The sequence below is a fragment of the Duganella sp. CF402 genome (assembly GCF_900109645.1).
In the GTDB taxonomy this organism is placed as follows: Bacteria; Pseudomonadota; Gammaproteobacteria; order Burkholderiales; family Burkholderiaceae_D; genus Rugamonas.
This window is the reverse complement of the sequence record NZ_FOBG01000001.1, coordinates 1,725,990-1,747,888: the sequence shown is the minus strand read 5'-3', so window position 1 is coordinate 1,747,888 and position 21,899 is coordinate 1,725,990. Positions and strand designations below refer to the sequence as shown.

The window sequence follows — 21,899 nt, the reverse complement described above, 5'->3', positions numbered from 1 at the left end:
TACTCTTACTTGTTGCGGCGCGGATCACGCAGCGGGCTATCGCCGCCGAGCTTGCTGCGCAGTTGCTGCAGCAGCGTGGCATCGGGCAGGGCGGTATCGACGTCGTGGATCAGCGGATCACTGCTTTCCGGCATGCCAAACATGGTGGCGATGGTGCGGGCCTGGGCCGTGGTCAGGATCAGCAATTCGATGCGGCGGTTGACGCCGGCGTCGGCGCGCTTGGTGTCGAGCGGCGCGCGGTCGGCCATGCCCACCACCTGCAGCACCGATTCGCGGTTCATGCCGCCGGCCAGCAGTTGCGAGCGGGCCGACATGGCGCGGTTGGCCGACAGCGTCCAGTTGGAGAACGCCGCGTAGCTGGTGTCGGCGTACTGCAGCGAGTCGGTGTGGCCGACGATCAGCATCTGGTTTTCCATCTGCTGGAACAGCGGTCCCATCTTGCGCAGCAGGGCGCGGAACTTGTCGGTCGGCACCGCGCTGCCGCGCACGAACATGCCCTGGCGGTCGGTGTCGTGCAGCATCACGCGCAGGCCGTACGGCGTCACCACCGACTCGAGGTTGCTCGACAGGCCGGCCTCGGCGCTCATCTTGGTCAGCACCTTGGCCAGCTGGGTCAGGTCGTCCGGGGTGTCGTACTTGACCTTGGAGGAGGGCTCATCGGGCTGCTCGGCCACTTCGGCCGTGGCTTTCTTCTTGCCCTCGGCTTCCGAGGTGCCGAAGTGCGGCATCGGGAAACGGTCGATCAGGCTGCCGCGCGGGCCGCCCACCTGCTCCGGCATCACGCCCTTGCCCTGGTCGGTCTTGGCGCCGTCGGCCTCGGTCAGCACTTGCTCGAGCGCCTCGGTGTTACGCGCCGCCATCAGCCACAGCACCAGGAACAAACACATCAGCGCGAGACAGAAGTCGGCGAACGCTACCTTCCAGGCACCGCCGTGGTCGTCGTGCTTGTGCTTGCCGCCACCGCGCTTGACGATGGTCTGGTCATGCGCCTTGTCATGCGGCTTTAGCACCACGGCCTCCACGACGAGAGCTATCATCGGCCGGCGCGCTGTCGCGGCCTTCCAGATCGTTGATCCAGCGCTCGAGCTGGGCGAAGCTCGGCTTGATGTTGAGCTGCACCAGGCGGCGGCCGGCGTCAATTGCCAGCAGCGGCGGCTTGCCGGCGACGTGGGTCACCAGCACCACTTTGACGGTTTCCTTGTTGGCCGCCTCGGAGTTGACCAGCTGCTTCATCATATTGCACAGCGGGTCGATCAGGCCGTAGCAGAAGAAAATACCGATGAAGGTCCCGACCATCGCCGCGCCGACGTGCTCGGCGATTTCGCCCGAGGTGGCGCCTTCGTTCACGGTGTTCATGGTGATCACGATACCGAGCACCGCCGCCAGAATACCGAAGCCCGGCATTGCCTCGCCGATCTTGCCCAGCGACTTGGCCGGCTGTTCCAGTTCGGTGTGGATGGCCTCCAGTTCCTGCTCCAGCACGCCTTCAAGCTCGTGCGCGTTGATCTTGCCCATCGCCATCAGGCGGAAGTTGTCGACGATGAAGGCCAGCAGCTTCGGCTCTTCCAGCACGCGCGGGTAGCGCTGGAACAGCGGGCTGTCTTTCGGCGCCTCGACGTGGGCGTCGAGCGCCTTCAGGCCGCCGGCGGCCAGCTGCAGCAGCTCGTACATCAGCAGCAGCAACTGGCGCTGGAATTCGGAGTCGTATTTTTTCTTGGTGATGATCTTTTTAATCTGCGTCATCATCTCCTTCAGCACGTGGCTGGGGTTGCCGATGACGAGCGCGCCCAGGCCGGCGCCGGCGATCACGATCAGCTCGATCGGCTGCCAGATCTGATGGAAAGAACCGCCCATCATGAAGAAGCCGCCGAAGACGCTGCCTAAAACTATGAGGAGACCGACTATTTGCTGCATGATGATTCGCCTTTCCGCGTCATTTTTCTAATCCCTAGCCACAAAGCGCCAAGCCTGGCTCAGGCGCCTTGCAGTACTGCCTTCATCTTGTTGAGCGCCGCCTTGTTCAGCTGACAGACGCGGGCGTCGGTCAGGTCCAGCACGGCGGCGATTTCCTTGTAGCTGAGCTCAAATTCGTAGTACATCTGCACCACCCGCTGCTCGCGCTCGTCGAGCCCGCGCAGCGCCTGTTCCAGGCTGCGCCGCACCACCAGCTGGTCTTCCGGGCTCGGCGCGCTGTCGTTGCTGACGCTTTCCTGCAGCACCTCGTCGAAGCTGGCGATCAGCTCGGCGTTTTCATCCATCAGGTAAGCCTGGTAGGCGTCCGGCGTCAGCGCCAGCGCTTCCATGATCTCGTGCTCGCTCGGTTCGCGCCCCAGCCTGCGGGTCAGGGCGCGCACGCCGTCGCGCAGCTTGTGGCTGTGCTGGCGCACCGCGCGCGGACGCCAGTCCTGGCGCCGCAGCTCGTCGAGGATGGCGCCGCGGATGCGCAGGCTGGCGTAGCTGCCGAAGGCGCCATCGGGCTCGCCGTAGCGGCGCAGCGCCTCGAGCAGCCCCATCAGGCCGATCTGTTCCATATCGTCGCGGTCGATAGCGCCGGCGATCTGCGAATTGAGCTGGCGCACGATGCGCTTGACCAGCGGCGCATATGCCAGCAGATGCTTTTGCTCGTCGGCCACGCTGTGCGCCGGCGCGCTGGCGCCGTGCTCGCTGTAGCTTTCGGCATAAGCGTCTGCAAATTCCTCTACATATCCCATGCCCGCTCCACTTGTGTTCATGCTGCTACGGCCTACTCGACAATGAGCTTGCCTATCATGACTTCGTCAAACGGCTTCTCGCGGCCTTCTTCCTCGAATTCGTGGTCGAAGGCCTTGTTCAATTCGGCGGCAAACTGGTCGATGGTCATCACCCGCGCGCTGGCCATTGGCAAGTTGGACAAGGTCTTCACCGCCACGCTGCGCAGCATTGGCAGGTTTTCCTTGGTTTCCTTCTCGCGCTTGGCGTCGGTGGCGACCACCAGGTCGGCCGACAGATAGTGGGTGACCGTCTCGTTGGCCTCATGCTTGAGCATCACCACCACTTTGTCGACCGTCAGGTACTTCGGCGGCAGCTCCGATTTTTTCTCTTCCTTCTTGGCCGGCTTTTTCTTGGCGTCCTTGGTTTCCGCAGCGTGTTCCTCGCCGCCCTTGGAGGACATGAACCAGACCGCGCCGCCGGCAACGCCGGCGGCCAGCACGGCCACCGCTGCGAAGATGATGATGACTTTTTTATTCATTGTGTGGCTTACTCCCCGGTCATGGCAAAGGTGGCGGTGCTGTCGTCTTCATTCAGCGCGCGGCCTGGTGCGCGGCCGTCGTCCTGGCTGCGCTGCTGACCATTGCGGCCACCGCCCTGGTCGGCTTGCGCCTGGGCGCGCGACGAGGACACGGTCACGGCGACGTCGCTGAACTGGCGGTTCGACAGGTCCTGGCGCACGCTGTCGCCGATGGTGTTGAGCTGGCGCAGCACTTCGCTGTTGTTGGCCGACAGGTTCACCTGCAGCGCGCCGGCGCTGTGGCGGATCGAGATTTCAATGCTGCCCATGTTCGGCGGTTCCAGGCGGATGACAGCCTGCTCGTTATTGCGTTGCAGCTGCAGTTGCAGGCGGTCGCCCAGCGCTTCGCGCAGCGGCTGCTGCCACTGCTCCGGCGTGCCGTTCAGCACCACGGTGCTGCTGCCGGCGGCGGCCGGCGCGGCGGCCTGGCCGGCGGCGCTGGCGTGGTTGGCGTTGATGGCGGTGCCGGCCAGCGCGAAGCTGCGCTCGTCGCCGGCGCTGGCGGCGCCAGTGTTGGCGGCGGCAGGGGCGGCGCTGTTGGCGGCTGGCGTGGCGCTGGTGTCGGCGGCGCGGGTGACCACGCGCACACCGTTGACCCAGGCTTCGCGCAGCGGCGCGCCGGTGATGGCCAGCGGCAGGGCGGCGTCGGCGTCGACCGCTGGTGCGGCGCTGTCGCTGCTGGCCGGGGCCGGTGCTGCGCTCTCGGACTGGCGTGCGGCCACGGCGGCCAGGGTGGGGTTGTTGGTCTGGCCGTAGACGCTTTGCGGCGCCACGGCGGCCGGGGCACTCGTCTGGGCGGCGGCAGCGGCAGCGGCGACGTCGTCGGCGACCGGGGCCGGGGCCGGGGCGCTGACCGCCACGCTGGCGGCGGCCAGGTTGAGGCGGGTGGCGCTGGGGTTCAGGGTGGCGGTGGCGCTGATGGCGTCCACCGCGCTGCTGTCGGCCTGGCCGGCGGCGGGCGCCACTGGCGCCGGCGCCGGTGCAGCGGCGTTCAGCAACGAGGTGATCATGGCCGGCAGCACATTGCCGGCGGCGGCGCTGCCGGAGCCGGTGCTGTCATCGCTGTCGGCGGTGGCGCTGGTGTCGGTGCCGCTGTCGGCGGCCACGTCGGCCAGGTTGAGCAGCTGGGAAAACAGCGGTGCGGCCAGCGGGGCGGCGTCGGCAGCCGCCTGTGCGGCGGCCTGGGCTGCGCTGTGCGCGGCGTCGGCCTGGCTGCGGTTGTCGGACTGGTTAGCGGCTTGGGCCTGGGCCGGCTGGCGGCTGCCGCTGGCGGCTGCGCCCTGGCTGGCGTTGGCCGCTGGCGCCGGCTTGGCTGCGGCCTGGCCGGCGGGACTCTCCGTGTTGCTGCTCTGCTTGCCGGCCGCAGCCGTGCTCTTGCCGCTGCCGGACGCCGTGTTGTTGGCGGCCACCGGGGCGGTCAGTTCGGCTTGCGCGGCCTTGGCCGCTGCCGTTGCGCTGGAGACTGTCGTGGTCATGCTTGGATTCCGCTTTCTGCTATATCGCTTTCGAGGGCATAGGCCAGCCAGCCCTCTTTGTTGACCTGCATATCGTGCAACCGCTTGCCCAGTTCGCTGGTGGCGCGGTCGCAGCGCTTGACTGCTTCGTTGTGCATCTGGCGCAGCGCTGACAGGGCGGCGCGTTCGGCGCTGGTCCAGTTGCCCTGTGCCGCCATCTGCGGCAAGACAGTACCCATTAACGTGTTAATCGCCGCCAGCGTTTTCCAGTCTTCGGAAGCGATGGCGGCGCTCATTTTCTGCGCCATTTGCAGCAGTGTGCGTTGCCTATCCATTGGTTTTTGCCTGCACGCCCAGCCATCCTTTTTTAATCGTGGTCAGCAAGGTGGTCACTTCGTCGATGATGGCCGGGTCGAGCGCCACGCCGGCCGTGTACAGGCGGCCGGCGCAATACTCGTATAAGCGTCCCAGGTTTTCCACCACCTCGCCGCCGTTGTCGAAGTCGAGCGAGCTCGACAGACCGTTGATGATATCGGTGCACTTGTTCAGGCTCTTGGCCTTGAGCTCGTAGCGCTTGCCGACGATGTGGCCGCGTGCGCGCGCCAGTTCTTCGAGCAAGCCGTCGGTGAGCACCAATACCAGCTCAATCGGCGAGGCCCGGGCGACTTGGGCGTCGAGGTTGGTGGAGTGGTAGCTGCTATAAGCTTCGTGGTTCAACATGGTATTCACCGTACGGGTCTGAAATGGGGGCGGGCTGATGCCTAGTTGCTGCTGTCGCTGGAGAACATGGCCGTGAACATATTCGAGGTGCTGGTCATCGACGACTGCAGCGTTTGCAGTGCGGTAAATTGGACCAGATAGCGCTGGTAAGCGTTGTCGAACTGGGTCTTCAGCGTGGCCTGGCGGTCGGCGATGTCGCTCTGGGTGCGGGTGTTCTGCGCGCGCCGCTCGACAATGTAGCCGCCGCTGGCGGTGGTCCAGGACGTCGTCAGCTTGTTCATGGCGCCCAGCACACCGCTGTCGACGCCGAGGCCGGCGCGCCCGAACAGCGTGTCGAGCGTGCCGGGATTGGCGGCGATGGCCTTGTTCATGCGCTTGGTGTCCAGCGTCAGCGTGCCATCCTTGGCGGCCGAAATGCCGAAGTTAATCAGCGACACGCCATTGGTGGCTGTGCGCAGCGCGCCGGCCAGGCGGTCGCGCAGATTGGTGACGCCGGCGTCGTTGTAGAAGGCGGCATCTTCCGCAGTCGGCGAAACGCTGGACGAGTCGCTCGAACTGACCGGGGTGTGATCGCCGGGGGCGGTCAGGTTGTTGAACACGCCCAGCAAGGTGTTGTAGGCTGTGACGAAATTCTGCACATTGGTGGCGGTGGCGCTGTTGTCGGCCGCCACGGTCAGGGTCACCGGCGTGGCCGCTGCGGCCTGGGCCTGAGTGATGGTGAACTTGACGTCATCAATGACGCTGAAGGTGTTGGAGGCTTGCTCGACCTTGGTGCCGGCCTGGCCGCCGACCCAGACGATGGCGTTTTTGGCCGAGGTCAGCACGGTCTGGCTGGACAGGTCGGACTGCAGCGAAGCGCTGCCCAAGCCGCTGACATCGATCGAGGCGACAGCATTGTCGGCCCCGGTTTCGGTCGAGTTCAGCACCAGCTTGGTCACGCCGTTGACCGTCATGGTGGAGGCGGTCACGCGCGAATTATTGGCGGCCGCGATGTTGATGGCGGCGGCGATTTCCTTGGCAGTCAGGGTGCCGTCGGCGTTGCTGTCGGCGTTGGCCAGGTCGACCTGGAAGGTCGAGCCGTCGGCCAACACCACATTCATAGCGCCGGCGCCGGCAGCGGCGCTGTCGGCCACGTTGTACGACACCTGGCCGGCGGTGGCCAACTGCTCGACGTAGAACGAGTAGGTGCCGGGCACGGCTTTCGAGGTGGCGGTGGCGGTGCCAATTGCCGTGTTGCTGAAGGTGGCGGTGTTGGCGCTCACCGAACTGGTGCTGTTGGCCAGCGCCGACAGCGAGGTCTGGAAGGCGCTCAGCGCCGAGCTCAGCGTGGTCAGGCCGGTCGCAGTGGCGCTGGCCTTGTTCGATTGCTTGGTCAGAATGGCCGAGGTGCCGGCGATGTAGGCGTTAGCCAGATTCTCCGCAGTGGTCTTCGGATCGTAGGTGGGGCTGCTGATGACTGCCATGATCGTGCTCCTGGAAAGGATAAGTGAAGTGTACCCTGATATAAGGCGACCTTAACCGTTTCCCTATGAAAATATTTCTAACGTTTTTTTGTAACTGCGTTTAAACCAGTTTATTTCTGTCCGCGCAGCCACACTTGGGTTGCCAGTTCGTCATGTTGCTTGCGCTCCTTGACGGTTTGCTGCTGGTTGTAGACCTTTTGTTCCTTGGTCAACACCATGTCCATCACCTCGCGCTTGGCCCAGGCCTTGTTCAGCGCCTGCTGCGACACCGCCATGTCGGCCTCGTGCATGTGCAGGTCGAGCCGGTGGCTGTCGGCCATCGCCATCACGGCCTGCTTGTAGTCGCCGCAGTTGCCGGCCAGGGCGGGGTGCAGGTTGCCGCTGGCGCCGCTGTTGGTGTACAGGCTGGTGAGGCGCTCCAGGTTCTTCTGGTAGCGTTCGCGCGTGTTGGCCTTTTCCGCCATTTCCGTCTGCAGGCGCTCGACTTCCGTGTTGCGCAGGGCCACCAGCGTGGTCAGGTTACGGATTTTTTGTTGGCTCATGATGTCATCAGCTTTTCAAGTTGAGCAATGCACTGGCCGAGCGGCGCTTCTTCCTTGGTGCCCTGGCACAGGAAGTCCTCGACTTTGGCGTGCAGCTGCACCGCCTTGTCGGTAATCGGGTCGGCGCCGGGCACATAGGCGCCCAGCGGAATCAGGTCGCGCACGCGGTCGTAGCGCGCCATGCTGGCTTTCAGCGCGCGCGACGCCATGACGTGCTCGTGGCTGATGACTTGCGCCATGCAGCGGCTGATCGAGGCGGCGACGTCGATCGCCGGGTAGTGGCCGCGCTCGGCCAGCTCGCGCGTCATCACGATGTGGCCGTCCAGGATGGCGCGGGCGGTGTCGACCACCGGATCCTGGTGGTCGTCGCCTTCGGCCAGCACGGTGTAGATGGCGCTCATGCTGCCGGCCTGGTTTTCACCGTTGCCGGCCGATTCCACCAGCTGCGGCAGGGCCGAAAACACCGATGGCGGATAGCCCTTGGTGGCCGGCGGTTCGCCCAGCGACAGCGCCACTTCGCGCAGCGCCATTGCGTAGCGGGTCAGCGAGTCGACCAGCAGCAGCACATTCTTGCCCTGGTCGCGGTAGTGCGCGGCGATCGAGTGGCATAGTTCGGTGGCCATGACGCGCATCAGCGGGCTTTCGTCGGCCGGGGCGATCACCAGCACGGCTTTCTGCAAGCCTTCCTTGCCCAGCGACATGTCGACAAACTCGCGCACCTCGCGCGAACGTTCGCCAATCAGGCCCACCACCACCACGTCGGCCACGGTCTGGCGCGTCATGATGCCCAGCAACACCGATTTACCGACGCCGGAACCGGCCATCAGGCCCACGCGCTGACCCTTGCCCAGGGTCAGCATGGAATTGATGGCGCGCACGCCGACGTCGAGCGGTTCGGTGACCGGTTTTTTCTTCAATGGGTGGATGCGCGGCGGCTGCGAATCGAGCGGGAAGTCGCCGGTCAGCTTGCCGAGGCCGTCGATCGGCTCGCCCAGGCCGTTGACCATGCGGCCCAGCCAGCCGGAGCCGATCTGCAGGCTGATTTTTTCCGGGGAGGGCAGCACCCGGGCGCCGGTGGTCAGGCCCACGGCTTTCTTGAACGGCATCAGGTAAGACAATTTGTCGCGGAAACCGACCACTTGCGCGTCCAGCCATTCGCCGCCGACTGTCTCAATCTGGCAACGTTGACCCGTGTGCAAAGGGCAACCTACGGCCTCAAGCAATAAACCGGATGCGCCTACCAGACGACCCGTCGGGGTCGCCATAGGTACTGAACCCAGTTCCAGATTGCGTAAGGCATCTGCGATCACTCTTCGATCTCCGGTTCATCGCCGCTGTCGGCGATCTGTAATTGATTATCGACCTGTTCCATGACAGCCGCAAGACGTTGATGACATCCAGCATCAACTTCATTATCGCCAGCCTTGATGCGGCACTCGCCGGCGTCGAGGCGGGCGTCGGGAATCAGGTTCCAGCGCTTGGAGCGCTTCGGATCGAGCTCGGCGATGCGCTTCAGCTCTTCCGGATTCAGGTAGACATCGATTTCATCGCGGGTTGGCGGCATCGAGGCCAGGGTTTCTTCCACCAGCGCCATCAATTGCACCGGCTGCAAGGCCAGTTCGGCGCGGATCACCTGGCGTGCGACTTTCGCCACCAGGTCCACCACTTCCTTGCGCTGGGCGGCGCGGTAGTCGGAGCGCAGTTTTTTCAGGCTCTTGAGCATGGCGTCGACCGGGCGCGCCATCTGGTCGTAGGCCACCAGGGTTTCGTGGCGGCCTTCCTCGCGGCCTTGCTCCTGGCCGGCCTGGCGGCCGGCTTCAAAACCGTCTTCCTGGCCGCGTGCGAGGCCGATTTCGTAGCCGTCGCGCTGGCCCTGTTCGAAGCCCTCGCTGACCGAGGCGGCCCACTGGGCGCCGCCGTCGCCGCCGTGGCCATGCGCATGGCCGTGCGCGGCCGCCGCGGCGGCGCGCTGGGTGGTGAACTGCGCCAGCGGCGGGAAGCGGTAAGGGCGGAATTGCTTCATTCAACCACCTGTTCGGCAAACAGCTGGATCTCGACTTCGCCGGCGTCGGCCAGCGCTTTCACGGTGGCCATGATTTCCTGGCGCGTCTGTTCGATACGCGACATCGGCACCGGACCGGCGCGCCGCATCATGTCCTCGAAGGCCTGGGCCTGGCGTTTCGGCATGGTTTTCAGCACGGCGTCGCGCACGGCGATATCGGCGCCCTTGAGCGCGATGGCCCACTGCTCGAGCGGCACGTCTTCCAGGATGCGGGTGATCGCCTGTTCGGTCTGGTTGCCGAGGATGAAGAAGTCGTACATCGACAGCTCGATCTTGGACACCACTTCCGGGTCATGGGCGCGCAGCAATTCCACCATCTGCGCGCGGTTGCTCGGCAGGCGGTTGAGGATCTCGGCGGTCTGGCGGATGCCTTCCACGCTGGTGCCCTGCGAATCGAAGGAGCTCAGGCAGCGGTCCACCAGTTCATCGAGTTCCTGCAGCAGATCGCTGTCGACTTCCTCCATGCGGGCCAGGTTGAGCAGCACCAGGTCGCGGCTGTCCTGCGGCAGGGCGTCGATGATCTGGCCGGCCAGCGCGGCCGGCAGGAAGGCCAGGAACACCGCCTGCATCTGCACGTGTTCGTTGGAGATGTACTCGGCCAGCCATTTCGGCGAAGCCCACTGCAGGCGCGCCATTTTCGGCCGCAGCTCGTCGCCGTAGATGTTGTTGAGCACAGTGTTGGCGAGGTCGCCGCCCAGCGCCAGGTCCAGCGAGCGCTTGAGGTAGCTGCGCGAAGCGCCATGCACGCCGGACTGCTCGCGGTAGTCGTCAAAGAACTTTTGCATCGCGTTCTTGACCGATTCGACCTTGATGCCGCTCATGCGCGACATCACCTGGGTCACTTCCAGCAATTCCTCGCGCGACAGGCAGCGCAGCACGGCTGCGGCCGGCTCTTCCCCGATGCTCAGCAGCACGATGGCCGCCTGTTCCACCGGGGTCAGCTTGGTTGGCATGGCGTATTCGCCGCCATCATCATCCATGTTATTGAGTTCGGCCATTTTTCTGCATCCATTGTTTGACGACTTCGGCGACGCGCTCTGGTTCTTTCGCGGCCAGTACTTTCAGGTGATCGACCATCACATCGACCGCCGAGCCCGGAGGCGGCAGGTCGTAGTTTTCCAGCAGCGGCACCACCGGCATGCCCGGTACGGCGCCGGCGACGCCGCCCAGTGCCGGCGCGGCGCCCGGCGTGCCCGGTGCGGCAGTACCAGCCAGCGCGGCCTGTTCCTTGGCGGCGGCTTCCTTGGCTTCCTTGGCGGCGGCCACGGCAGCCTGCTCGGCGGCGCGGCGTTCGGCGGCGATGCGGGCCGCTTCGCGTGGATCCGGGGTGAAGCGCATGGTGATCAGGCGCAGCAGCGGACGGGCCAGCAGCAGGTAGCCGAGCAGGGCGGCGATGGCGTAGCCGGCGTACTTGCTGATGTCGACGATATTGTCGCGCTCTTCCCACCATTCGACCGGGGCGGCCTTGCGCGGGAAGTTCATGGCCGACACCACCAGCTGGTCGCCACGCTCGGCGTTGATGCCGAGGCCGTTGCGCAGGATTTTGTCGATGTTGGCGATTTCGGCCGGGGTCCAGCCGGTTTTCGGGAACGGTGCGGCCGCTTGCGCCAGCACCACGGCCACGCTCAGCTTTTCAAGGCGGCCACGGCTGCGCTTGGTCTGGGTGATGCTGCGGTCATAGGCGTACTGGCGGGTGGTGGCGTTCTTGCGCGCGGTGCCGTCGGCCGGGGCGGCGTTCGGATCGTTGGCGCCGCCGGCGGTCTGCTGGTTGGCGGCGGCCGGATTGGCGGCGGCCGGCGGCGGACGGTTGGACAGGGTGCCCGGCACGCCCATCACCATGCGGTTGCGGTCCTGCTCTTCGCGCATGGCTTCGCTGGTGACTTTCGGATCGGCGCCGTATTTTTCCACGGTCTCTTCGACGCGGTCGTTGTCGACGGCGGCCGCCACCGACATGCGGTAGTTGTCGTCGCCGATGACCGGGCCCAGCAGGCCTTTGATATTGGTTTTCACCTCGTCGGCAAAGCGCTTGCTGGCGTCGTTGCCGCTGGTGCCGGCGTCAAAGCCGTCGGCCAGGTCGATGTGGGCCGACAGCAGGTTGCCGGCCTGGTCCACCAGGCTGACGCGCGACGGCGCCAGGCTGGCGACGCTGCCGGCCACCATGTTGACCACGGCGGCGATCGCCTCCGGCTGCAGGGTGGCGCCCGGTTTCAGCTGCACCACCACCGAGGCCGAGGATTTCTCGCCATCCGACGACACGAACGAGGTCGACTTGGCGATCGACAGGTGCACGCGCGCATGCGAGATCGCGTCCAGCGTCATGATCGATTGCGCCAGCTCGCCTTCGAGGCCGCGGCGGAAGCGCACGTCCTGCACGAATTGCGACACGCCGAGCGGGTCGTTCTTGTCCATCAGCTCCAGCCCGGCCGGCAGTTGCGCGGTCACGCCCTTGGCGGCCAGCAGCATGCGCACCTTGCCCAGCATGGAATCGGGCACCAGCACCTGGCCGCTTTCCGGGTGGATGCGGTAGGGGATGTGGTCGCCGTCGAGCACGGTCATCATGTCGGGCGCCGAGACTTTCTCGCGCGCGCCGAACACCGGCTTGTAGCTGGACTGGCTGTTCCACATGTACATCAGCACCAGCGCGGTCAGGCCGATGGCCAGCATCAGCAGGGGGTACAGGGTTTTCAGCAGGTTGGGGGACAGCGCCGCCGCCGCAGACGGATTGGCGCGCCAGCGCTCAAAGGCGGACTTGATGGTGTTGATCACGTTGAGTGCTTTCGCAGAGGCTTACAGCGGGAGTTTGATGAGTTCGTCGAGGCCGCCCATCACCTTGTTGCGCACTTGCATCAACATCGAGAAGGACAGGCTGGCTTCCTGGCTGGACAGCATGGCGCCGACCAGGTCGTCGCTCTTGCCGGAGTCGACGTCGGCCATTTTCTGGCCCGCCTCCACGTCCTGGCCGTTGACCTTGTCGATGGCGCCCTGCATCGACTGGGCGAAGGAGAAGGCGGACTGGGTGTCCTGCGCCCCGTACTGGTTGGCGGCAGCGATGGTTTGCGCGCTGCTGTTTGCCATGTTTTGCGCCGCGCTCGTCAGCGACGCCAGGTCGGCCTGAATCAGGCTGGAGAATCCGTTGCTCATGGTGCTACCCCCTGTTTTTACCCGTTTTTTACTGCAATGAATCCAGATGACTACCATAGCGAGATTGCCGAAAAGCAGCAAGCTCAATGGCAGATATTCTGCTGCCTTATACCAATCGCGCTACACATCTGCTGTGCATGTCACAGTGTTGTAAGAAAGTTAGGGTAAGCCTGTCGCTCAAGCTGGGATGCCGGGGCAGGCGCTGGCCTGGCTGGCGGATCGGGCTGGCGTGCTTACCGGTGGTGCCCGTGTCGAATCAGCTGTTTTGTTCCACTTTGTTTAAAACAGTTTTCTTCGGGAAAATTTCGTTACAAATCATCTAGTAAGCGCCGATTGTTGAAGTGTGTTTCGCTGCCTGTTACTTGAACTAAGCTTACCGGCTAGCAACATTCTTGTAAAGCGCTATTTGTCTCGGAAGAAATTATTTGGTCAAATATTGTTTAATAGCAATAATGTGAATTTTGCTGTATGCTGCTTCCGAGATCGTCCTACTTTAAGTTACGATTAGCAACCAAGCCAAAAAATTGCGCCTGAAGTAACCAGTTTTTAGCTGGATGGTGCGATGATGGAGGAGTAGGGCAGAATTAACCTCATGGCCAATACATGACAACGACAAAACAGACGCAACATCAAGTCCTGGACCCCAGTCTGCTGGGCCGTCCGGTGCACCTGCTGCATATCTTTGCGGCCCAGTTGCGTGACGATCTGGCGCAGTCCATGCGCCTGAACATGAACCGCCGCTACTGGGGCGGTTTCCAGGTGCAGGATGTCGCGTTCAGCCGGCTGGAGGGCAACGAGATCCGCAGCCGCTGGCTCAGTTTTGCCGCGCCGGCCGGGCACATCGCCTTCTCGATGGAACGCAAGGTGCTGCTCAGCGTGCTCAATTACCGCTACGGCAGCGGCGCCAAGGCGGAGGCCAAAGCCGACGCCAAAACCGAGGCCGCCCCGGCCGTCGACGAGAGCACGGTGCGCGTGACCGCCACCGAAGAGCGCCTCGCTGTGGTGCTGGGGCAACAATTGTGTGGCACCCTGGCCGGCCGCATCGAACTCAATTTACCCGTGATGGACAAGCCGGCGCTGGCCGAGGGCGAGGCCGAGGAAGCTGCCGCCGACGCCGAATTCAAGCCGGCCCCCGGTTCGCACCCGCCCAAGGGCACCTGGGTGATTAGCGTCACCGTCAGCGAAATCGCCGGCGGCGCCAGCGGCCAGTTCTGGTTCGCGCTCGACAAACAGTTGATGACCAGCGTGCTGCGCGGCCTGCTGCGCGACCGCGAGGCCGGCAAGAAACCCAAGGCCGTGGCGCCGCTGGCGCAGCGCCTGCAGGTCGGGCTGATTGGCCGCCTGGCCAGCAAGGAAGTGACGCTGGGCAGCCTGTACGATTTACAGGTCGGCGATGTGATCCCGATCAGCCTGGCAAGAGCCGACGTCTTGCTCGAAGATTCCCGCCTGTTTACGGCTGCCGTCACCGAGCACAAAGGCAAACTCTGTTTAACCTCTTTTGAAGACGCCGAATAATGATGAACATGAACGTAGCCAACCCTAGCGACGCCCTGCTGGAAGACTTGTCCGAAGAGATGATTATCGACCAGCCCGGCAACGAGCTGACCGATCTCCCGGCCGCGCCGGCGCGCCGCGACTTGCCGGCCATGATGCGCAAGATCCCGGTGACGCTGACGCTGGAGGTGGGCTCGGCCCGCATCTCGCTGCAGGACCTGATGAACATCGGTCCCGATAGCGTGGTCGAGCTCGACGTGCTGGCCGGCGAACCGCTGGTGATCAAGGTCAACGGCACCGCCATCGGCCGCGCCGAAGTGGTGGTGGCGGGCGAGAACTACGGCCTCAAAGTGATCGACCTCGACGGCCTGAATCTCGACATGATGGCTCCATGACCTGGAGTATGAACTTGCAGTGGCGGCGCCGCCTGCTGGCGCTCGCGCCCGTTGCTGCCTTGCTGGGCCTGGCCTGCCTGCCGGGCGCGGCCCACGCGGTCGACTTGCTGGCCAATGTGGTGCCGGGAGCGAAGACCGAACTGACGGTCAAGATGCAAATCCTGATCATCATGACCTTGCTGGGCTTGCTCCCGGTGATGGTCATGATGATGACCAGCTTTACCCGCTTTGTGATCGTGCTGTCCTTGCTGCGCCAGGCCCTGGGCCTGCAGCAGGGCTTGCCCAACCGGGTGATCACCGGCGTGGCCCTGATCCTGACGCTGCTGGTGATGCGGCCGATCGGCAACGAGATCTGGAGCAACGCCTTCGTGCCCTACGACCAGGACAAGATCGGCCTGGAAACCGCGCTGCAAATCGCCGAGAAGCCGGTGTCGCGCTTCATGCTGGCCCAGACCAGCAAGGCCGCGCTGCAGCAGATCGCCCACCTGGCCGGCGAGGACAAGATTACCGAACCGTCGCAGCACGCCTTCACCGTCAAGCTGGCGGCGTTCGTGCTGTCCGAGCTGAAGACCGCGTTCCAGATCGGCTGCATGCTGTTCATTCCGTTCCTGGTGATCGACCTGGTGGTGTCGTCGGTGCTGATGGCGATGGGTATGATGATGTTGTCGCCGCTGGTGATTTCGCTGCCGTTCAAGCTGCTGCTGTTCGTGCTGGTGGACGGCTGGACCCTGACCGTGAATACGCTGGTGACCAGCGTGCAGGCCTACTGAGGAGGCGCATCCCATGCTGACGCCTGAAATTGCCGTCGATCTGGTGGTCGAGTCGCTGCACATCGTGATGCTGCTGGTGGTGGTGCTGGTGGTGCCGGGCCTGATCACCGGCCTGCTGGTGGCGCTGTTCCAGGCCGCCACCCAGATCAACGAACAGACCCTGAGCTTCCTGCCGAGGTTGCTGATCACGCTGCTGGCCGTCATCCTGGCCGGGCGCTGGATGGCGACTTACCTGATGGACTTCTGCGTGTCCATCTTTACCCGCGCCGCCACCCTGGTCGGCTAGCTGCCCCATCCGCGCCTCATGGAATCCGTCCTCGTCCAGTTGCTGCCGCTGCTGACCGCCATCTGGTGGCCGTTCTGCCGCATCCTGGCGATGTTCATGGGCGCGCCGGTGCTGGGCGAGGCGGTAACGCCGGTGACGGTGCGCATCCTGATCGCGCTGGTGCTGTCCATCCTGATGCTGCCGCTGACCAGCGGCGTCGACTGGGGCCCGGCCGCCATCAACCCGTTTTCCATGCATGGCGTGGTCGCCACCATCGAGCAGGGCCTGATCGGCTTCGTGCTGGGGCTGGCCTTCCACTTTGCGATGTCGGTGATCGGCGTGCTCGGCTTCATCGTGTCGTCGCAGATGGGCTTGTCGATGGCGGTGATGAATGACCCGCTCAACGGCCAGTCGTCGGACGTGACCTCGGCGCTGCTGTCGACCCTGGCCATCATCGTGTTCTTCGCCATCGACGGCCACCTGGTGATCGCCAATGTGATCGGCCAGAGCTTCAAGGCCTGGCCGCTCGGCAGCGGCTTCGGCAACCACTTGCTGGAAGCGGTGGCCTACAACGTGGCGTGGATTTTCTCGGCCGCCATGCTGCTGGCGATCCCGGTGGTGTTTTCCACCATCGTGGTGCAGCTCGGCTTTGGTTTCCTGAACCGCGTCGCGCCCAGCCTCAACCTGTTTGCGCTGGGCTTTTCCGTGATCACCATCTTCGGCCTGCTGATGCTGGCGCAGGTGGTGAAGTTCATCCCCGAACACTATATCCGCATGACGAATATGGTGCTGGAGATGATCCGTCAGCAAATGCAGGTGGCGCATGGCTGACGAGAGCACAGGCGATAAAACAGAAAAGGCTTCACAGCAGAAGCTGAAGAAGTCGCGCCAGGAAGGGCAGGTGGTCCGTTCGCGCGACCTGTCGACCGCGATCGGCATTCTGGTGAGCCTGAAGCTGTTCGTCTACCTGCTGCCCGGCTACCTGATGGAATTCAACGAGATCTTCCACCAGAGCTTTGCGCCGCTGGACAGCGAGGGCGCCATCGACAACGCCATGTCGACCGTGTTCAGCAGCTCGATGTGGTTGTTGATCAAGATGCTGCTGCCGCTGTTCGTGGTGCCGCTGTTTATCATGCTGGGCGCGATGGTGCCGGGCGGCTGGGTGGTGTCGACCAAGCACTGGGAGCCCAAGCTGTCGCGCATGAGCCCGGCGGCCAATATCGGCCGCCTGTTCAGCGCCAAGCACGCGTTCGAGACCGCCATCTCGATCGGCAAGGCCGGCGTGCTGATTGCGGTGCTGATCCATGTCGCCCGTTCCAGTGTGCCGGATTACACCCAGCTGCAGATGATGACCATCGGCCAGGCCATGCTGAAAGGCTCGGGCCTGATGCTGGACGGACTGATGTCGATGGTGGCGGTGTTCGTCATCTTCGCGCTGATCGACGTGCCGGCGCAGGCCTGGTTCTTCGCCAAGAACCAGCGCATGTCCAAGCAGGATTTGAAGGAAGAACACAAGTCGACCGAGGGCCGGCCCGAGGTGAAAAGCCGCATCCGCCAGTTGCAGCGGGCGCTGGCGCGGCGCAGCGCGCGCAAGAGCGTGCCCAGCGCCGACGTGGTGATCGTCAACCCGGAGCACTACGCGGTGGCGCTCAAGTACGACCTGGCCAAGGCCGAGGCGCCGTACGTGATCGCCAAGGGCGTCGACGAGATGGCGCTGTACATCAAGCAGCTGGCGGCCGAATTCAAGATTGAAGTGATGGAGCTGCCGCCGCTGGCGCGCGCCATCTACAACACCAGCCAGGTCAACCAGCAGATCCCGGTGCAGCTATACCAGGCGGTGTCGCAAGTGTTGAACTATGTGCTGCAGTTGCAAGCATTCCGTACCGGAAGGCGCGCCGCCGAACCGGAACGTCCAAAAGAAGTTGTTGTACCTACATCCATGAGCGAGGTTAAGCAGTGAATTTTTTCCAAACCATGATTGCGGAGATACGCCGTCACAAGTTTGCCACCCCGGCATTCTTGCTGATTATCCTGGCGATGATCATGCTGCCGCTGCCGCCGATATTGCTGGACGTGATGTTCACGTTCAATATCGTGCTGGCGCTGATTGTGATCCTGGGCTCGGTATCGGTGCGGCGTCCGCTGGACTTCTCGGTGTTCCCGACGGTCCTGCTGGCCACCACCATGCTGCGCCTGACGCTGAACGTGGCGTCGACCCGCGTGGTGCTGCTGCACGGCCATGAAGGCACGGCCGCCGCCGGTCACGTGATCGAGGCTTTCGGTAACGTGGTGGTCGGTGGTAACTATGTGGTCGGTATCGTGGTGTTCGTGATCCTGATGATCATCAACTTCATGGTGGTGACCAAGGGTGCGGAACGGATCTCGGAAGTATCGGCGCGCTTCACGCTGGACGCCTTGCCGGGCAAGCAGATGGCGATTGACGCCGACCTCAACGCCGGCCTGATCAATCAAGAGAAGGCCCAGCAGCGCCGCCTGGAAGTGGCCTCGGAAGCCGACTTCTATGGCGCGATGGACGGCGCCTCCAAGTTCGTGCGCGGCGATGCCGTGGCCTCGATCCTGATCCTGATCATCAACATGGTCGGCGGTGTGGCGATCGGCGCGCTGATGCAGGACATGTCGTTCGGCGACGCCTTCCGCCAATACGCGCTGCTGACCATCGGTGACGGCCTGGTGGCCCAGATCCCGGCGCTGCTGCTGTCGGCCGCCGCCGCCATCCTGGTGACCCGTATCTCGGATTCGGGCGACTTCGAACAGCAAGTCGGCAACCAGGTCCTGACCTCGCCGCAAGTGATGTTCAGCGCGGCCGGCATGATGCTGATCCTGGCGCTGGTGCCGGGCATGCCGTGGCAGATGTTCGCGCCGTTCGCGCTGGCGCTGTCGTATGTCGGCTGGAAGCTGCTCAACCGGGTGCAAAAGCCCGATACCAGCAATCTCGACGCCATCGAGGCGGCGCTGCGCGACGAGCGCGCGCCCGACCTCGACTGGTACAGCCTGCCGGCGGTGCAGCCGCTGCAGATCGCGGTCGGCTACAAGCTGGTGACGCTGATCGACAAGGCGCATGGCGAGCCGCTGAGCAAGCGCGTCAAGGGCGTGCGCCAGAGCATCTCGGAGGCGATGGGCCTGCTGCTGCCGCCGATCGGCGTGCGCGACGATCTCGGCCTCAAACCGACCCAGTATTCGGTGATCTTGTCGGGCAGCGTGGTGGCGCAGGCGGAAGTGTTTGCCGACCGCCTGATGGCGATTCCGTCGCCCAACGTGTACGGCCAGATCGACGGCATCCCCGGCATCGAGCCGGCCTACGGCATGCCGGTGACGTGGATCGAGACCAGCGAGAAAGCCAACGCGCTGGGCCTTGGTTATCAGGTGGTGGAAGCGCCGAGCGCGATTGCCACCCACTTGTCCAAGCTGATCCGCGAATACTTGCCGGAGTTGTTCCGCCACGAAGACGTGCCGGCGCTGATGGAGCGACTGACCGCGATCTCGCCCAAGTTGGCGGCGGCGCTGGACAAGGCGCTGACCCACACCCAGATGCTGCGCGTGTTCCGTGTGCTGCTGGCGGAAAACGTCTCGCTGAAAGATATCGTGCCGATCGCCACCACGCTGGTGGACAGCTCGGAAACCACCAAGGATCCGATCCTGCTGGCGGCTGAAGTGCGCTGCGCGCTGCGGCGCCAGATCGTCACCAGCCTGTTCGGGCAGAAGACCGAGATGCAAGCCTTCAATCTCGGCGGCGACCTGGAAAACATGCTGCTAGGTTCGCTGAACCAGGCGCGCCAGAGCGGCAAGGTGGTGCTGGACAACTACCCGATCGATCCGCACCTGCTGGCGCAGTTGCAGGTCAACATGCCGGTGGCGCGCGAGCAGATGAAGCAGCAGGCCACGCCGCCGCTGCTGCTGGTGCTGCCGCAGATCCGTCCGCTGCTGGCGCGTTACGCGCGCCTGTTCGCGCCGGGCCTGCATGTGCTGTCCTACAACGAGATTCCTGAGAATCGCGAAGTCAGCATCATTGGCACAGTAGGCTAAGCCAGCCGGCCAGGCCGCTGGCCAGGATGACACGGATCACGCCCTGCTTGTAGCGGAACAGGGCGATACCGGCGGCGATCCCGATCAGCATCGCCGGCCATTCGAAATGGCCTTGCCAGCCTGCCGGCCACAGCGTGTGCCAGGCGAAGAACAGCGCCAGGTTGACGATCACGCCGACCACGGCGGCGGTGATGGCGGTCAGCGGCGCCGTGAATTTCAGTTTGCCGTGAGTGGACTCGATAAACGGTCCGCCCAGCAGGATGAACAGGAACGACGGCAGGAAGGTGAAATACGTCACCACCGCAGCCGTCAGCGCGCCGGCCAGCAACTGCGCCTGCGGACCGAGGAAAGCGGTGTTCCAGCCGCCCGCAAACCCCACATACGACACCACCATGATCAGCGGCCCGGGCGTGGTTTCGCCCAGCGCCAGGCCGTCCATCATTTGCGCCGCGCTCAGCCAGTGATGCTGCTCGACCGCGCCCTGGAACACATAGGGCAGCACGGCGTAGGCGCCGCCAAAGGTCAGCAGCGCGGCCTTGCTGAAGAACCAGGCCATCTGCGCCAGCACACTGTCGACGCCAAAGCAGGCCACCAGCAGCGCCATCACGGCCAGCCACAAGCCCAGGTGCACGCCCAGCACCAGCCAGAATCGCGGCCAGCGGAAGTGCGCGTGCGCGGGCGGCGGCGTGTCGTCGTCGATCAGGGATGGCAAGTGCGCGCCGCCTGCCTTGCCGTGGCCGGCGCCGCCCTGGAAACGCTGCGGCGCCAGCCAGCCGGTCAGGGCGGCGGCCAGCACGATCAGCGGGAAGGGCGCTTGCAGCGCGAAGATGGCAACGAAGGCCAGCGCCGCCACCGTCCACTGCCAGCGGTTGCGCAGCGCGCGCGAGCCGACCCGCCAGGCCGCGTGCAGCACCAGCGCCGTCACCGCCGGCTTGATGCCGTAGAACACGCCGGCGATGGCCGGCACATGGCCCCACGCCATGTACAGCCACGACAGCCCGATCAGGATGAACAGCGACGGCAGCACAAACAGCACGCCGGCCGCGATGCCGCCGCGCGTGCGGTGCAGCAGCCAGCCGATGTAGGTGGCCAGTTGCTGCGCCTCGGGGCCGGGCAGCAGCATGCAGTAGTTGAGGGCGTGCAGGAAGCGTTGTTCGGAAATCCAGCGCCGCCGTTCCACCAGTTCCTGGTGCATGATGGCGATCTGGCCGGCCGGGCCGCCGAAGCTGATAAAGCCGAGTTTGAGCCAATAGGCGAGCGCCTGGCCGAAGCTGGGATGGGCCGGGCGCTCCGGCGTCATGCGCTTTCGGAGAACAGGTCGTCGGCGATGGTGGGCTGCGACAGCAGCACCGCCACTTCCGCCATTGCGCGGAACAGGGCCTGGGTCAGGGCCGCCGTGTGCATGCGGCTCGGGTGGGAATGCTCGCCGGTCGACGCCGGCAGTTCGCGGCGCAGGCGGCAGCGCAGGATGCTCAGGCCGGAACGGCTGACCACCGCCGCCAGCTGCGGCAGCAGGTCGCGCATGTGCTGCATGGCCGAGGTCTGGGCCGCGCCCACTTCCAGCACCACGCCGTTGCCGCTGGCCGGTTCCATCTGGATCACCACGCGGCCCACGCCGGGCAGCATCAGTTCCAGCCGCAAGGCCACGCGCGTGCGGCGGCGGCGGTTGCGGTCGTATTCTTCATCGTCCTTGACCACCACCTTCAGCACCAGCCGTTCCGCGCCCCAGGCGTAGACGGCAAAGCGCCACGGCTCCATTTCGGTGACCAGCGGCGTGCCGGGACGGCCGTCGCGCAGCGAGGAGGAGGGATTGTCGGCCATGAACAGGCTGGCGGGCAAATGCTGGCCGGTGGCTTGTTCCAGCCAGGCGGCGCGTTGCTCGCTGTAGGTCCGCACCATCACTTGCCACGAGGCGGCCATTGCGCTGGTATCGGGCGGTTGCCAGACCAGCTGGCGCGACAGGAACACCTGGTTGGGGCGCATCGCGGCCGGGTCGCCGGCGTCCGGCACTTCGCCAAGGGCGGCAGCCAGCGCCTCGGCGTGCGAGGGCGGCAGTGCTTGCTGGTGGTCGGGAGCGTCAAGGATGGCGCCGACGGAATTGGGGCCGCCGGTGCCGTTTGGGCCGCTCGGCCCGAGCGGTCCCACGGGGAAGTCGATATCGATCGGTGCTTCGCCCGGCACGCGCGCGACCGGTCCTGGCTGCGTTTGCGGCCGGTCCGGGACGCCAAGCGGGCGTAAAGAAGGTCCGATACGATCGACAGCCATCAGGCTCGCTTTCTGG

At 64.7% G+C, this 21,899-nt stretch carries 23 protein-coding genes; 7 read left to right on the top strand and 16 right to left on the bottom strand.

Features of this window, described 5'->3' with window-relative positions; genetic code table 11:
* Nucleotides 1-5: 5 nt before the first annotated feature.
* The 14 genes from BMZ70_RS07790 to BMZ70_RS07725 form a co-directional block, all read right to left on the bottom strand.
* Nucleotides 6-1,010, bottom strand: a complete 1,005-nt coding sequence (locus BMZ70_RS07790) for a flagellar motor protein MotB (protein WP_229205336.1) — start codon at nucleotides 1,008-1,010, stop codon at nucleotides 6-8.
* On the bottom strand, nucleotides 994-1,914 hold the full coding sequence (gene motA / locus BMZ70_RS07785) for a flagellar motor stator protein MotA (RefSeq protein WP_092271977.1): 921 nt from the start codon (nucleotides 1,912-1,914) through the stop codon (nucleotides 994-996). The genes BMZ70_RS07790 and motA overlap by 17 nt, the downstream gene beginning before the upstream one ends.
* A 59-nt stretch (nucleotides 1,915-1,973) precedes the next feature.
* A complete protein-coding gene (locus tag BMZ70_RS07780) occupies nucleotides 1,974-2,711 on the bottom strand; it encodes a FliA/WhiG family RNA polymerase sigma factor (protein ID WP_092271976.1) in 738 nt (245 codons plus the stop codon).
* A 32-nt stretch (nucleotides 2,712-2,743) separates the two neighbouring features.
* Nucleotides 2,744-3,229: a flagellar basal body-associated FliL family protein gene (locus BMZ70_RS07775; RefSeq protein ID WP_092271973.1), complete on the bottom strand. Its 486-nt coding sequence runs from the start codon at nucleotides 3,227-3,229 to the stop codon at nucleotides 2,744-2,746.
* An 8-nt stretch (nucleotides 3,230-3,237) separates the two neighbouring features.
* Nucleotides 3,238-4,743, bottom strand: a complete 1,506-nt coding sequence (locus BMZ70_RS07770; RefSeq protein ID WP_092271970.1) for a flagellar hook-length control protein FliK — start codon at nucleotides 4,741-4,743, stop codon at nucleotides 3,238-3,240.
* The gene (locus tag BMZ70_RS07765) at nucleotides 4,740-5,018 is read right to left on the bottom strand and encodes a hypothetical protein (RefSeq protein WP_229205335.1); all 279 of its coding nucleotides are present in this window, start codon (nucleotides 5,016-5,018) and stop codon (nucleotides 4,740-4,742) included. Before BMZ70_RS07765 ends, BMZ70_RS07770 begins: the two co-directional genes overlap by 4 nt.
* 31 nt (nucleotides 5,019-5,049) lie before the next feature.
* On the bottom strand, nucleotides 5,050-5,442 hold the full coding sequence (gene fliS / locus BMZ70_RS07760) for a flagellar export chaperone FliS (RefSeq protein ID WP_092271964.1): 393 nt from the start codon (nucleotides 5,440-5,442) through the stop codon (nucleotides 5,050-5,052).
* 41 nt (nucleotides 5,443-5,483) lie between these two features.
* A complete protein-coding gene (gene fliD, locus BMZ70_RS07755) occupies nucleotides 5,484-6,905 on the bottom strand; it encodes a flagellar filament capping protein FliD (RefSeq protein WP_092271962.1) in 1,422 nt (473 codons plus the stop codon).
* Between the two features lie 110 nt (nucleotides 6,906-7,015).
* The gene (gene fliJ, locus BMZ70_RS07750) at nucleotides 7,016-7,447 is read right to left on the bottom strand and encodes a flagellar export protein FliJ (RefSeq protein ID WP_092271959.1); all 432 of its coding nucleotides are present in this window, start codon (nucleotides 7,445-7,447) and stop codon (nucleotides 7,016-7,018) included.
* Complete coding sequence (gene fliI, locus BMZ70_RS07745; RefSeq protein ID WP_092271956.1) at nucleotides 7,444-8,757, bottom strand: flagellar protein export ATPase FliI; 1,314 nt, start codon at nucleotides 8,755-8,757, stop codon at nucleotides 7,444-7,446. Before fliI ends, fliJ begins: the two co-directional genes overlap by 4 nt.
* The gene (fliH, locus tag BMZ70_RS07740; protein WP_092271953.1) at nucleotides 8,754-9,470 is read right to left on the bottom strand and encodes a flagellar assembly protein FliH; all 717 of its coding nucleotides are present in this window, start codon (nucleotides 9,468-9,470) and stop codon (nucleotides 8,754-8,756) included. Before fliH ends, fliI begins: the two co-directional genes overlap by 4 nt.
* A complete protein-coding gene (locus BMZ70_RS07735; protein WP_092271950.1) occupies nucleotides 9,467-10,507 on the bottom strand; it encodes a flagellar motor switch protein FliG in 1,041 nt (346 codons plus the stop codon). Before BMZ70_RS07735 ends, fliH begins: the two co-directional genes overlap by 4 nt.
* Entirely contained in the window at nucleotides 10,491-12,275 is a 1,785-nt protein-coding gene (gene fliF / locus BMZ70_RS07730; protein WP_092271947.1) for a flagellar basal-body MS-ring/collar protein FliF, read from the bottom strand. The genes BMZ70_RS07735 and fliF overlap by 17 nt, the downstream gene beginning before the upstream one ends.
* Before the next feature lie 21 nt (nucleotides 12,276-12,296).
* Entirely contained in the window at nucleotides 12,297-12,650 is a 354-nt protein-coding gene (locus BMZ70_RS07725; protein WP_092271944.1) for a flagellar hook-basal body complex protein FliE, read from the bottom strand.
* Nucleotides 12,651-13,253: 603 nt separating this feature from the next.
* Here BMZ70_RS07725 and BMZ70_RS07720 point away from each other — a divergent pair.
* The 7 genes from BMZ70_RS07720 to BMZ70_RS07690 are packed head-to-tail and all read left to right on the top strand — an operon-like array spanning nucleotide 13,254 to nucleotide 19,618.
* On the top strand, nucleotides 13,254-14,165 hold the full coding sequence (locus BMZ70_RS07720; protein ID WP_092271941.1) for a FliM/FliN family flagellar motor switch protein: 912 nt from the start codon (nucleotides 13,254-13,256) through the stop codon (nucleotides 14,163-14,165).
* Nucleotides 14,166-14,167: 2 nt separating this feature from the next.
* Nucleotides 14,168-14,539 carry a FliM/FliN family flagellar motor switch protein gene (locus BMZ70_RS07715; RefSeq protein ID WP_175500795.1) on the top strand — a complete coding sequence of 124 codons (372 nt, stop codon included), beginning with the start codon at nucleotides 14,168-14,170 and terminating at the stop codon, nucleotides 14,537-14,539.
* Nucleotides 14,536-15,309 carry a flagellar type III secretion system pore protein FliP gene (fliP, locus tag BMZ70_RS07710; RefSeq protein ID WP_092271934.1) on the top strand — a complete coding sequence of 258 codons (774 nt, stop codon included), beginning with the start codon at nucleotides 14,536-14,538 and terminating at the stop codon, nucleotides 15,307-15,309. Before BMZ70_RS07715 ends, fliP begins: the two co-directional genes overlap by 4 nt.
* 13 nt (nucleotides 15,310-15,322) lie before the next feature.
* Nucleotides 15,323-15,595, top strand: coding sequence for a flagellar biosynthesis protein FliQ (gene fliQ, locus BMZ70_RS07705; RefSeq protein WP_092271931.1), 273 nt, complete (start codon nucleotides 15,323-15,325; stop codon nucleotides 15,593-15,595).
* An 18-nt stretch (nucleotides 15,596-15,613) separates the two neighbouring features.
* Entirely contained in the window at nucleotides 15,614-16,405 is a 792-nt protein-coding gene (gene fliR, locus BMZ70_RS07700) for a flagellar biosynthetic protein FliR (protein ID WP_092271928.1), read from the top strand.
* Complete coding sequence (locus BMZ70_RS07695) at nucleotides 16,398-17,534, top strand: EscU/YscU/HrcU family type III secretion system export apparatus switch protein (protein ID WP_092271925.1); 1,137 nt, start codon at nucleotides 16,398-16,400, stop codon at nucleotides 17,532-17,534. The genes fliR and BMZ70_RS07695 overlap by 8 nt, the downstream gene beginning before the upstream one ends.
* A 14-nt stretch (nucleotides 17,535-17,548) precedes the next feature.
* Nucleotides 17,549-19,618: a flagellar biosynthesis protein FlhA gene (locus tag BMZ70_RS07690; protein WP_175500794.1), complete on the top strand. Its 2,070-nt coding sequence runs from the start codon at nucleotides 17,549-17,551 to the stop codon at nucleotides 19,616-19,618.
* On the opposite strand, the gene chrA is transcribed toward BMZ70_RS07690, so the two are convergent.
* A complete protein-coding gene (chrA, locus tag BMZ70_RS07685; RefSeq protein ID WP_092271919.1) occupies nucleotides 19,599-20,918 on the bottom strand; it encodes a chromate efflux transporter in 1,320 nt (439 codons plus the stop codon). The genes BMZ70_RS07690 and chrA overlap by 20 nt on opposite strands.
* A complete protein-coding gene (locus tag BMZ70_RS07680) occupies nucleotides 20,915-21,883 on the bottom strand; it encodes a hypothetical protein (RefSeq protein WP_092271916.1) in 969 nt (322 codons plus the stop codon). The genes chrA and BMZ70_RS07680 overlap by 4 nt, the downstream gene beginning before the upstream one ends.
* Nucleotides 21,884-21,899: the final 16 nt, after the last annotated feature.

Excerpts from the sequence above, each read along its gene's own strand:
- motA (WP_092271977.1), bottom strand. The coding sequence starts at position 1,914 with ATGCAGCAAATAGTCGGTCTCCTCATAGTTTTAGGCAGCGTCTTCGGC.
- BMZ70_RS07780 (WP_092271976.1), bottom strand. The coding sequence starts at position 2,711 with ATGGGATATGTAGAGGAATTTGCAGACGCTTATGCCGAAAGCTACAGC.
- BMZ70_RS07775 (WP_092271973.1), bottom strand. The coding sequence starts at position 3,229 with ATGAATAAAAAAGTCATCATCATCTTCGCAGCGGTGGCCGTGCTGGCC.
- BMZ70_RS07770 (WP_092271970.1), bottom strand. The coding sequence starts at position 4,743 with ATGACCACGACAGTCTCCAGCGCAACGGCAGCGGCCAAGGCCGCGCAA.
- BMZ70_RS07765 (WP_229205335.1), bottom strand. The coding sequence starts at position 5,018 with ATGAGCGCCGCCATCGCTTCCGAAGACTGGAAAACGCTGGCGGCGATT.
- fliS (WP_092271964.1), bottom strand. The coding sequence starts at position 5,442 with ATGTTGAACCACGAAGCTTATAGCAGCTACCACTCCACCAACCTCGAC.
- fliD (WP_092271962.1), bottom strand. The coding sequence starts at position 6,905 with ATGGCAGTCATCAGCAGCCCCACCTACGATCCGAAGACCACTGCGGAG.
- fliJ (WP_092271959.1), bottom strand. The coding sequence starts at position 7,447 with ATGAGCCAACAAAAAATCCGTAACCTGACCACGCTGGTGGCCCTGCGC.
- fliH (WP_092271953.1), bottom strand. The coding sequence starts at position 9,470 with ATGAAGCAATTCCGCCCTTACCGCTTCCCGCCGCTGGCGCAGTTCACC.
- BMZ70_RS07735 (WP_092271950.1), bottom strand. The coding sequence starts at position 10,507 with ATGGCCGAACTCAATAACATGGATGATGATGGCGGCGAATACGCCATG.
- BMZ70_RS07725 (WP_092271944.1), bottom strand. The coding sequence starts at position 12,650 with ATGAGCAACGGATTCTCCAGCCTGATTCAGGCCGACCTGGCGTCGCTG.
- BMZ70_RS07720 (WP_092271941.1), top strand. The coding sequence starts at position 13,254 with ATGACAACGACAAAACAGACGCAACATCAAGTCCTGGACCCCAGTCTG.
- BMZ70_RS07715 (WP_175500795.1), top strand. The coding sequence starts at position 14,168 with ATGAACATGAACGTAGCCAACCCTAGCGACGCCCTGCTGGAAGACTTG.
- fliP (WP_092271934.1), top strand. The coding sequence starts at position 14,536 with ATGACCTGGAGTATGAACTTGCAGTGGCGGCGCCGCCTGCTGGCGCTC.
- fliQ (WP_092271931.1), top strand. The coding sequence starts at position 15,323 with ATGCTGACGCCTGAAATTGCCGTCGATCTGGTGGTCGAGTCGCTGCAC.
- fliR (WP_092271928.1), top strand. The coding sequence starts at position 15,614 with ATGGAATCCGTCCTCGTCCAGTTGCTGCCGCTGCTGACCGCCATCTGG.
- BMZ70_RS07695 (WP_092271925.1), top strand. The coding sequence starts at position 16,398 with ATGGCTGACGAGAGCACAGGCGATAAAACAGAAAAGGCTTCACAGCAG.
- BMZ70_RS07690 (WP_175500794.1), top strand. The coding sequence starts at position 17,549 with ATGATTGCGGAGATACGCCGTCACAAGTTTGCCACCCCGGCATTCTTG.
- chrA (WP_092271919.1), bottom strand. The coding sequence starts at position 20,918 with ATGACGCCGGAGCGCCCGGCCCATCCCAGCTTCGGCCAGGCGCTCGCC.
- BMZ70_RS07680 (WP_092271916.1), bottom strand. The coding sequence starts at position 21,883 with ATGGCTGTCGATCGTATCGGACCTTCTTTACGCCCGCTTGGCGTCCCG.